Consider the following 10354-nt stretch of genomic DNA (forward strand, 5'->3'; position numbering starts at 1 on the left):
CGCCCGGTGGTCGTTGCGGCGGGCCTCTCGGCGGGCGGCGTCGCCGGAAGGCGCCGCCCGGGTCAGCGGCCGGCGGGGACGCCCGCTGCCTCCTGCTCGGCCTCGACCTGTGCGTTCCACTGCGATTTGGCGGCCTGCCAGCCGTCCTCGTCGTGTCCGGTGCGCCAGTAGCCCGACGCGGAGAGCAGCTCACGCGGGACGTGCCGCTCCAGGCGCAGGTGGCGCCGCAGGTCCCGGACGAAGCCGGCCTCGCCGTGCACGAACGCCTGGACGGTGCCGCCGGGGAACTCCAGCGCGCGCACGGCGTCCACCAACAGGCTGCCAGGGCGTGCCCCGCCCCGGTGCAGCCAGCGCAGTTCGACACCCGGCGGCACGGCGAGCTGCTGCTCCTCGTCCGGGCCCGCCACCTCCAGCAGGGCGTGCGCGGGTGCGCCGGCGGGCAGCCGTTCCAGTGCGGCGGCGATGGCCGGCAGGGCGCTCTCGTCCCCGGCGAGCAGATGCCAGTCGGCTCCCCGGCTGGGTGCGTAGCCGCCGCCGGGACCGAGCAGGTGGATGCCGTCACCGGGCCGGGCGCGCAGGGCCCACGGCCCCGCGACGCCCTCCTCGCCGTGCACGACGAAGTCCAGGGTCAGCTCCCCGGCCTGGGCGTCCCATCGGCGCACGGTGTAGGTACGGGTGAGCGGCCAGCGGTGGCGGGGCAGTTCGGCCCGCACGCGCGCCAGGTCGAAGGGCTCGGGCAGGGTGGCGCCCGGCCGGGGGAAGAGCAGCTTGACGTAGCTGTCGGTGTACTCGCCCGCGGGGAACCCGGCCAGCTCCGGGCCGCCCAGTACCACCCGGATCATGTGCGGGGTGAGTTGCTGGGTCCGCAGCACGGTTGCCTGCCGCGCACGCGGCTGGTTGCGGACCGGACGCTCTGCCACAGTGCCTCCCGAAGAGTAAGTTAGGTAACCCTAACCTACATCGGGTCGGTGGGTGAGAGTGGTGGTCAGCCGTTCCAGGGAGCCGCCGAGCCCCCAGCGCCGGGCCAGTTCCGCCACGGCTTCGGGGTCCGCCGGGCGCCGGGGAAGTGTCGCGTCGAACGGCGGCAGGGTCAGCGCGTCCGCCACGCGTACCACCTGCGGCGCCACCGCGAGGTAGGGGCGGGCCGCGTCCAGGCGCTTGCGCTGGGCGGGGGTCAGCCTGCTCCGGGGGTCGTCGACGGCGGCCATGATGCCGTCGAGGTCGCCGTACTGCGCCAGCAGCTTCGCGGCCGTCTTCTCGCCCACCCCCGGCACGCCGGGCAGCCCGTCGCTCGGGTCGCCGCGCAGCAGCGCCAGGTCGGTGTACCCCGCGCCGTCCACGCCGTACTTCTCACGCAGGGCGTCCCCGTCGTACACGGCGAGCGTGCCGACCCCCTTCAGCGGGTACAGCACCCGCACCCCCGCCTCGTCGTCGACCAGCTGGAACAGGTCCCGGTCGCCGGTGACGACGTCGACCGGCCCCTCGGCCCGTCGGCTGAGCGTGCCGATGACGTCGTCCGCCTCATAGCCGGCGACGCCGACCCGGGCGATGCCGAGCGCGTCCAGCACCTGCTCGATGACCGGCACCTGCGGGGTGAGGGTGTCGGGAGCCTCTTCGGTGTCGGGTTGCCCGGTGTGCTCCTCGGCCACCCGGTGCGCCTTGTAGGTGGGGATCAGCGCCACCCGCCAGGCCGGGCGCCAGTCGGCGTCCATGCAGGCCACCAGCTGGTCGGGCCGGTGGTCCTGCACCAGCCGGGAGATGAAGTCCAGCAGTCCGCGGACCGCGTTGACCGGCGTGCCGTCGGGTGCCCGCACGGACTCCGGCACGCCGAAGTACGCGCGGAAGTACAGGGACGCGGTGTCCAGGAGCATCAGCCTGGGGCCGTGGGTTGTCGTCACGACCCCGATGATGCCGTACGGACGTCCGTACGGCCCGCCCGGCGTGGTGCGGAGCCGGAGGATGCGAATTCGTGACGCGTGAGCCCATACTTCTGGGGCAGGCATGGCCACTCGGGACGCGATGTCCCCCAACTCGCCAGTCGCCTGACACCGAGAAGAGAAGGAACGAGTACGTGCCCGCGAAGCAGACGGCGAACTCGCCGAGTGACACACCAGAACCAGCACGACAACCGGTCACCGCCCGCAAGGCGTCGATCGCCCCCCGTGTCTTCTGGCCCGCCGCACTCATCATTCTTGCCTTCGTCCTGTGGGCAGTCGTTTTCCAGGAGGCCGCCAAGGACGCGGTCGGGACGGTCAACAGCGAGGTCATCGGTGGTCTCAGCTGGTACTACATCATTCTCGTCTCCCTGTTCGTGGTGTTCGCCCTCTGGGTGGGCGTCGGCCGTTTCGGCGACATCAGGCTCGGTAAGGACGACGAAAAGCCCGAGTTCGGTCTGGGCTCGTGGCTGTCGATGCTCTTCGCCGCCGGAATGGGAATCGGCCTGGTCTTCTGGGGCGTCGCCGAACCGCTGAGCTTCTACGCCAACCCCAAGCCGGGAGTGGGCGAAGGGGAAGCCGCCCGCACGGAATTCGCGATGGTGCAGACATTTCTGCACTGGGGAATCCACCCCTGGGCGATCTACGTGGTGGTCGGTCTGGCCATCGCCTACGCGGTGCACCGCAAGGGGCGCCCGGTGTCCATCCGCTGGGCGCTGGAACCCGTTCTCGGTGATCGGATCAAGGGCCGCTGGGGCGACGCGATCGACGTGGTCGCCGTCGTCGGCACCGTCTTCGGCGTGGCCACCTCGCTCGGCTTCGGTGTGATGCAGATCGCCGCCGGCATGGAGTTCAGCGGGTGGGTCGACGAGCCAGGCAAGGGTCTCCAGGTCGCGCTGATCATCGGCATCACGCTGATCGCCACCATCTCGGTGGTGACCGGGATCGGCAAGGGCATCAAGTGGCTGTCCAACATCAACATGGGCCTGGCCGCCCTCATCATGCTCTTCGTGCTCATCGCGGGTCCGACGCTGTTCATCCTGGGTGACTTCGTCCAGAACATAGGGGGGTACCTGCAGAACATCCTCGGCCTGAGTTTCGACACCGGCGCCTCGCAGGGTCAGGCGGGCACCGAGTGGGTCAACGGCTGGACGGTCTTCTACTGGGGCTGGTGGATCTCCTGGGCACCGTTCGTCGGTATCTTCATCGCCCGCATCTCCCGCGGCCGGACCGTGCGCGAGTTCGTGTGCGGCGTCCTGCTCGTGCCGACGCTGCTGACCTTCTTCTGGTTCTCCGTCTTCGGCGGCGCAGGCCTGCACCTGGAGATGTTCGGGGACGGCGGGATCGTCGGCGACGACAACACGGTGGTCACCGACAGCGCGCTGTTCCAGCTTCTCGACACGCTCCCGGGCGGCACGTTCATCGCGGGCGTGACGATTCTGCTGATCGTGCTGTTCTTCGTCACCTCCTCCGACTCCGGCTCCTACGTCGTGGACATGCTCGCGTCCGGCGGCGACCCGGAACCGCCGGTGTGGAGCCGGGTCTTCTGGGCCGCCGCAGAGGGTGCCGTGGCCATCGCCCTGCTGGTCGCCAGCGGTACCGGCGGGGACGCGCTCACCACCCTCCAGACCATGGCGATCATCATCGCCCTGCCGTTCAGCTTCGTCATGATCGGCATGTGCGCGGCCACCCTCAAGTCCTTCCACGAGGAGCGGCAGGCCTATCTGGAGGCCCGCCGGAAGAGGCAGCACGAGCGCATCGTCGGCCAGGCCGTGGCCGCCATCGAGGAGGGCATGGAGAACGGCTCCAACGGCACCGGCCCGCAGGACGGCCAGGGCCGCCCCCGTGACGGTGACGGGACCGACGGCACCGACGGCACCGACGGGACCAAGGTCTCCGTCAGCAAGCCCGACTGACAACGGCGGCCACCGCGCCGCCACGCGCTCCCGGAGCCGACTCGGTCGGCGCCGGGAGCGCGTGCGTCCCCGGACGGCGCAGGGCAGCGGTACGGTGATCGGTGTGCAGCTCCGGTACGGCTTCCGCCCGGACCCGATCCCGCACGAGGTCCTGCTACGGGTGCTGGAGGCGGCCCACACCGCTCCCAGCGTCGGCCACTCCCAGCCCTGGGACTTCGTCATCATCCGCTCGGAGGAGACCCGGCGGACCATGCACGAGCTGGCCACCCGCCAGCGTGAGGCGTACGCGAAGTCGCTGCCGAAGGCCCGGGCGAAGCAGTTCAAGGAACTGAAGATCGAGGCCGTTCTCGACACCCCGGTCAACATCGTCGTCACCGCGGACCCCACCCGGGGCGGCCGCCACACGCTCGGCCGCCACACCCAGCCGCAGATGGCGCCCTACTCGTCCGCGCTCGCGGTGGAGAACCTGTGGCTCGCCGCGCGTGCCGAAGGGCTCGGCGTCGGCTGGGTCAGCTTCTTCGACGAGCGGGAGATGGTGCGGGAACTCGGCCTGCCCGACCACCTGGAGGTGGTCGCCTACCTCTGCGTCGGGTACGTGGACGCCTTCCCCGACGAGCCCGAGCTCGTCCAGTCCGGCTGGTCGAAGCGCCGCCCGCTGTCCTGGGTGGTGCACGAGGAGTCCTACGGACGCCGGGTGCTGCCCGGCGCCCAGCCGCACGACCTGCTGTCCGAGACGCTGGCGGGCATCCGCCCGCTGGACGCCAAGGCGCTCGGTGAGGCCTGGGAGCGGCAGAAGCGGATGACGAAGCCGTCCGGAGCCCTGGGCATGCTGGAGATCATCTCCGCGCAGCTGTGCGGGCTGTCCCGGCAGTGCCCGCCGCCGCTGCCGGAGCCCGCCGCGGTGGCGATCTTCGCCGGCGACCACGGCGTGCACGCCCAGGGGGTCACGCCGTGGCCCCAGGAGGTCACCGCCCAGATGGTCGCCAACTTCCTCGGCGGCGGCGCGGTCTGCAACGCCTTCGCCAACCAGGTGGGCGCCGAGGTGTGCGTGGTGGACGTCGGAGTGGCCGGCGAACTGCCGAGCACGCCAGGCCTGGTGCCGCGCAAGGTCCGGGCCGGGACCGCCGACTTCACCACCGGAGCCGCGCTGACCCGCGAGGAGGCGCTGCGAGCCGTCGAGGTGGGCATCGAGACCGCCCGCGACCTCGTCACGGCGGGCAACAAGGTGCTGCTCACCGGCGAGATGGGCATCGCCAACACCACCGTGTCCGCGGCACTGATCGCGGTGTTCACCGGCGTCGACGCCGCCGAGGTCACCGGCCGCGGCACCGGCGTCAACGACGAGACGCACGCCCGGAAGATCGACGTGGTCCGCCGTGCCCTGGAACTGCACCAGTGCGACCCGGCCGATCCGCTCGGTGTGCTCGCCGCCGTCGCCGGCCCCCTCACCGCCCGACGTGTGGGACGTCCCGCGCTGCCGCGGCGGGCCCTTCGTGCTGCCGGCGGCCGGTGCGCGACGCGCGCTGTCCTCGTCGATGGTGTGCTGTCGCACCGGATTCTCCCCGTTTTCCGTACGCGTCCGACTCACTTGGCGCACACGTTCTTGTCCCCGCCGTTGATGTTCTGCACGCCCTCGGGTGCCTTGTCAGGAGCCTCCAGCGGCGTGCCGGCGGCGGTGAAGTCGGAGCCCAGCGTCAACGTCATCGGTTCCGCGTCCCCGGCCGGCGCGGACTGCTTCTTCAGCGCCGCCTTGGGCAGCCCCATCAGGTCCGCCAGCGTCGCGGCCTGGCCGGCCTGGTCGGAGCCGTACTCGAGCGTCGTCCTGTCCTGCTTCGCCCCGGCGTTGCCGGAGTTGGTGGACAGCCGGACGCCCTCGGAGTTCTGCAGCCAGCTCACCGTCTGCTGCGCGGCGCCGATCGGGCCGCCGCCGTTGAACACGTTCACCCGCACCTCGGCGGCCGGGGCCTTGTCGACCTTCTCCGCGGAGTCCGGCTCGGACGCCTTCTTCTTCTTGGACCCGGCGAGGGACTTGTCGGCCCGGAGCATCTGGAACAGCGGCCCGGCCTTCGCCTGGTCGAGCACCACGGTGGCCTTGATCGTCTCGTTGGGGTTGTCCACCACCGGCAACGTCACGAAGGTGATGTTCTTCGGATCGACCCGCTGGAGGTCGCGCGCCAGTTCGGCGAGGCTCTTGACGCTGCCGATACCGGTGTCGACGGTCAGCGCGCTGGTCGCGGCCTCCGCCAGGCCCCACAGCTTCGTCGGATTGGTGAGCGTCTCGCTGGCCTTCATCTGCCGGAACATCGAGCCCAGGAACTGCTGCTGCAACTCGATCCGGCTCAGGTCGCTGCCGAAGCCGACGGCGTCCCGGGTCCGGACGAAGGCCAACGCCTGCTCGCCCTGCACCCGATGCTTGCCGGCGGCCAGCTTGAGGTGCGACTTCTTGTCGTCGATGTCCTTGGCCACGCACACCTCGACACCGCCGACCGCGGTGGAGAGCGTCTTGACGGCGTTGAAGTCGGCCATCATGAAGTGGTTGATCTCCAGGCCGGTCAGCTCCTCGACCGTGCGCCAGGTGCAGCCCGGGTCCCGACCGCGCTGCCCCAGGCTCTCGTTGAACCGCACGTTCTGCTCGCCCGGGATCAGCTTCTCGCCGCCGTCCTCCGTTTTGGTCGGGCAGTCGGGAATGGTGGTCCGCATGTCCCGGGGGATGCTGAGCACCGTCGCGTTGGAGCGGTCCTTCGAGACGTGCAGCAGCAGCGTCGTGTCGGCGTGGCCGACGCTGTCCGTGTCGCCGTAGGACTCGTTGCCGGCGCCGGTGCGGGCATCGGTGCCGATGATCAGGATGTTCACCGGGCCGTCGGTGGTGGCGCCGTTGTGCATGCCGACGTCGACCTTGTCGATGTTGTCGTTGAGGTGCTGGTACACGAAGTACGCCGCGGTGGAGCCGCCGACCAGCAGCAGCCCCATGGCACCGCCGCCCCACTGGAGCAGCCGCCGGCGACCCGACGGTTTCTCCTTCGGTTTGCGGCGCCGCTTGGCCGGGGACCCGCCCACGTCGACCCGCCGCGAGCGCTGGCCGGGAACCCGGCCGCCGGTGTCGGCGGGTCCGGGCGCGGGGCTGGGCGCCGGCTCGGCGGACCGTACCGGATCGCCGGTCCGCTCTCCTGCCGCTCTTCGTGCCCGGCGCGTCGCAGCCTGCGGCTCGGCCGCACCCGACGGGACGTCGGGGGAGGGGTGCAGGCGCAGCTCGTAGCTGCCGGTGTCCGGGTTGAACACCCACTGATCGGCGGGATCGATGTCTCCCGCGTGCCCACGGCCTTGCGCGTTCACGTCGAGTGAGTCCTCCGTTGTGCCGGGCTGCGTCTCTCCCCTGGGAGCGCACCGGGCAGTCGGATGGTCGGTTGAGCGCTCACACTATCCGTCCGGATCAGCGCGAAGCCACGGACGGTGACAAAATCCACGCCAAGTGCCCGGTGTTTCGCACGAACTCGTCCCCACTCGTTCACGCCCACCCCTGTGACCTCACTACCAGCCGTTCAGCTGCAACTCTGTGTGACCGTCCGGCCGTCCGATCGCGGAGTGCCGCGTTCGGTTCCGGACATCGCCCCGTCGGGACGCTGGTCGTCGGAGGCGCCACCGCCGCCGTCCCCGTCCGCGCCGCCCGCCTCCTGCTCGCCGTCCAGCCGGACCGGACGGTCGTTGCGCAGCTGCTCGAACAGGCGGTCGGCGTCCGGCTGCACCAGCTCGTCCCGGTTGGGGTTCTGCGTGTACGGCTGCCGGGGCACGGTCATGAACCGGACGTTGTCCTCCGGTATGTCCCGCACGCTGCGCACCAGTTCGTACAGCTCGCTGAGCGAGTTCAGCCCGGCGTCCGCCGTGATCGCCGACGTCGCCGCGTCGAGCACCGGGTACAGCTTCGCCGGGTTCATCAGGACGCCGTTGCTGCGCACCTTGGCGAACAGCGAGGCCAGGAACTCCTGCTGCCGGGCCATGCGCTGGGTGTCGCTGCCGTTGCCGATGCCGTGCCGGGCCCGGACGTAACCGAGCGCGTCCTCACCCTTGAGTGTCTGCCGGCCCGCGGGCAGCTCCAGCTGGGCGTCCGGGTCCGAGACCGGCTCCTCCAGGCACACCTCGACGCCGCCCACCGCGTTCACTATCTGCTTGAAGCCCTCGAAGTCGATCACCACGTGGTGGTCGATGCGGATGTCGGTGAGCTTCTCCACCGTGCGGATCGTGCACGCCGGCCCGCCGAACTGGAAGGACCAGTTGAACTGGGCGAACTGCTCCTTCGTCCGGCCGCCCTCGGGGCGTGCGCAGTCGGGGATCGTCACCATCAGGTCGCGCGGTATGGACACCGCGGTCGCGTGCGAGCGGTCCGCGGACAGGTGCAGCAGGATCGCCGTGTCGGAGCGCGCCGTGCCGCTGTCCTGGCCGTACCTGCGGTTGCCGCCGGCCCGGGTGTCGGAGCCGAGCACCAGGATGTTCTTCGCCTCGTGCGACACCTGTGCGGGGCGTTCCCCGTCGTAGCGCTCCAGCTCCTCGGCTGTCTCCACGTCGGTGGTGATGTTGCCCTCCAGCTTGCGGTAGAGCGACCAGCCGACACCCGCGCCGACCAGCACCACCATCGCCACCCCGAGAGCCGTCCAGCGCGGCCAGTGGCGGCGCAGCTCGGCGGTGACCCGCTTCCGCACACCGGCCCGCCCGTTGTCCGGGCTGCCCTGGGGGGCGTCCTCCGGGTCGGCGTCGGCATCGTTCACTGCTGCGTCCATCCCTCGCTTCAGGCGGCGTGCCGGTCCCGCATACGCACAGGCGTGCGGCCCCGGCAGCCCATGAGACGCCCGAGACCGGCGCAGGGTTGTACGGCGGGTCCCACCTCGGCGGCCAAGGGCAGGCCCTGAGTCGAGCATGCGCCGAATGTCCGTTCGGTGCCACTCGTCAGGGAGCCGTCCGGGTGACGCGCTCGCTCTGCTCACGGTCGGCCAGGGCGGCCGGGGCGAGCCGGTCGGAGTGCCGGCACAGCACCACCGACGCGCCCGCGGCCAGCGGGGCGAGCAGGCCGTGTGAAAGGCCTGCCCAGTCCTGGTACCCGCGCAGCGACATCACACGCGACCCGATGTCCAGGCCCAGCGTCCGGGCGTCTGCCTCGGCCCGCCGCACCACCTCGGCACCGGACATCTCCTCGCCCTCGACGAGCAGGGCTGGGGCGTCTCCGGTCACCGGCACCCACGGGGTGAAGTGGTCCCCCTGGCTCGGCACTTCCACGGCGTAGTCGGTGAAGCCGGCCGGCGGCTCGGGAAACCTGGCGCCCAGCGGGCGCAGGCTCAGCGCGATCCGCTCGCCCGGGCAGGCCCGGGCGGCGTCCAGGGTGTCCGGGCCGCTGACCACCACGGCGGCCTCACCCGGGTCGCCGTGCGGGGCGGCGAGCGCGCCGACCGAGGAGCAGGCCAGCAGCCACACCGCGGTCTGCCAGTGTGCGGGCAGCAGCAGGGCGACCCGGTCGCCGGGCTCCACGGACAACTCGTCCTGCAGCAGGTTGGCGGTCTTCGCCACCCAATTGGCGAGGGTGGCGGCGGACAGTTCCACCCGTTCGCCGGTGGCGTCGTCGTAGTACGTCAGGAGAGGGCGGGCCGGTTCCGTGGCCAGGACGGATCGCAGCAGGTCGGCGGGGGTGCGGTCAGCGGCGTTCATGGGCGCCAGGGTACGTGCCGGCGGCCGGCGACCGGCTCGGGCGGGGGCCTGTCCGGACGGCTCTGAGGGGGTGTCAGGGCAACACCCAGTCAGGTGTTGAATAGACAGATTTGTTCAGATGTGTCCAGATTGTTGTCATGCGTGGAATCCTTGCTTCTTCGATCGGTGTCGCGTGTTCGGCCCTCCTGGCGGTACCGCTGGCGCTGCCCGCCAACGCCGCCGCTCCCGCCGCATCGGCGGACGGGTCGGTCGTCGCGTCGGACACCGGACGCCCTGCCGGAACCCAGTCGCTCCCGCTCACCCCGCTCGACGCGGGCGCCCCCTCCACCCGCTCGGGAACCGCGAGCAGGGACACCACCGGGCAGCAGGCCGCCATCGGCCTCGCCGCCCGGGAGGTCTCACCCTTCTCCCTGCTCGGTGTGGTCTGGGAGGACTCGACGCAGGAACTGCACGGCCAGGTGCAGGTACGCACCCGGGCCGCCGCCGACGGCGAGTGGTCCGAGTGGCAGGAACTCGAAGCCCACAGCGCCGACGCCCCCGACCCCGGCTCCGCGGAACGGACCGAGAGAGCCATCCGGGGCAGCACCGCGCCGATGTGGGTCGGTGACGCCGACGGCGTCGAGGTGCGGGTCCTGCCCGAACCCGAAGGCCACGACCACCACGAGGACGGGACCGAGGACGGGGCCGAGGACGGCACCGGAGCCGGGGACGGGACCGAGCGGCACGGCGGGCTCGACGCGCTGCCCGACGGCCTGCGCGTCGAACTGGTCGACCCCGGCACGGAACCCGGCGGGCCCGCCACCGGCGCGGACG

General features: G+C 71.4%; 6 protein-coding genes and 2 pseudogenes. 3 read left to right on the forward strand and 5 right to left on the reverse strand.

Annotation, left to right across the window (positions count from 1 at the left end):
• Window positions 1-62: 62 nt before the first annotated feature.
• Window positions 63-920 (reverse strand): siderophore-interacting protein, encoded by an 858-nt coding sequence (locus ACYVE9_RS07800; protein ID WP_461027001.1) that lies wholly within the window; start codon window positions 918-920, stop codon window positions 63-65.
• 30 nt (window positions 921-950) lie between these two features.
• On the reverse strand, window positions 951-1871 hold the full coding sequence (locus ACYVE9_RS07805; RefSeq protein ID WP_461027006.1) for a 5'-3' exonuclease: 921 nt from the start codon (window positions 1869-1871) through the stop codon (window positions 951-953).
• A gap of 200 nt (window positions 1872-2071) precedes the next feature.
• Here ACYVE9_RS07805 and ACYVE9_RS07810 point away from each other — a divergent pair, with 200 nt between their 5' ends.
• Window positions 2072-3850, forward strand: coding sequence for a BCCT family transporter (locus tag ACYVE9_RS07810; protein WP_461027002.1), 1779 nt, complete (start codon window positions 2072-2074; stop codon window positions 3848-3850).
• A 112-nt stretch (window positions 3851-3962) separates the two neighbouring features.
• Window positions 3963-5393: pseudogene (gene bluB / locus ACYVE9_RS07815) on the forward strand (5,6-dimethylbenzimidazole synthase); the annotation flags it as partial.
• A gap of 41 nt (window positions 5394-5434) precedes the next feature.
• Here bluB and ACYVE9_RS07820 read toward each other — a convergent pair.
• The 3 genes from ACYVE9_RS07820 to ACYVE9_RS07830 form a co-directional block, all read right to left on the reverse strand.
• Entirely contained in the window at window positions 5435-7183 is a 1749-nt protein-coding gene (locus tag ACYVE9_RS07820) for an LCP family protein (protein ID WP_461027003.1), read from the reverse strand.
• Window positions 7184-7389: 206 nt separating this feature from the next.
• Complete coding sequence (locus ACYVE9_RS07825; RefSeq protein WP_461027004.1) at window positions 7390-8610, reverse strand: LCP family protein; 1221 nt, start codon at window positions 8608-8610, stop codon at window positions 7390-7392.
• A gap of 178 nt (window positions 8611-8788) precedes the next feature.
• Window positions 8789-9541: a TIGR03089 family protein gene (locus tag ACYVE9_RS07830; protein WP_461027005.1), complete on the reverse strand. Its 753-nt coding sequence runs from the start codon at window positions 9539-9541 to the stop codon at window positions 8789-8791.
• Between the two features lie 137 nt (window positions 9542-9678).
• On the opposite strand from ACYVE9_RS07830, the pseudogene ACYVE9_RS07835 reads away from it, so the two are divergent.
• A pseudogene (locus ACYVE9_RS07835) lies at window positions 9679-10354 on the forward strand (N-acetylmuramoyl-L-alanine amidase); the annotation flags it as partial.

The sequence above is a fragment of the Streptomyces sparsus genome, assembly GCF_054776295.1.

Bases quoted from the DNA above. Each gene is read 5' to 3' on its own strand.
- ACYVE9_RS07805 (WP_461027006.1), bottom strand. From the start codon at position 1,871: ATGCTCCTGGACACCGCGTCCCTGTACTTCCGCGCGTACTTCGGCGTG.
- ACYVE9_RS07830 (WP_461027005.1), bottom strand. From the start codon at position 9,541: ATGAACGCCGCTGACCGCACCCCCGCCGACCTGCTGCGATCCGTCCTG.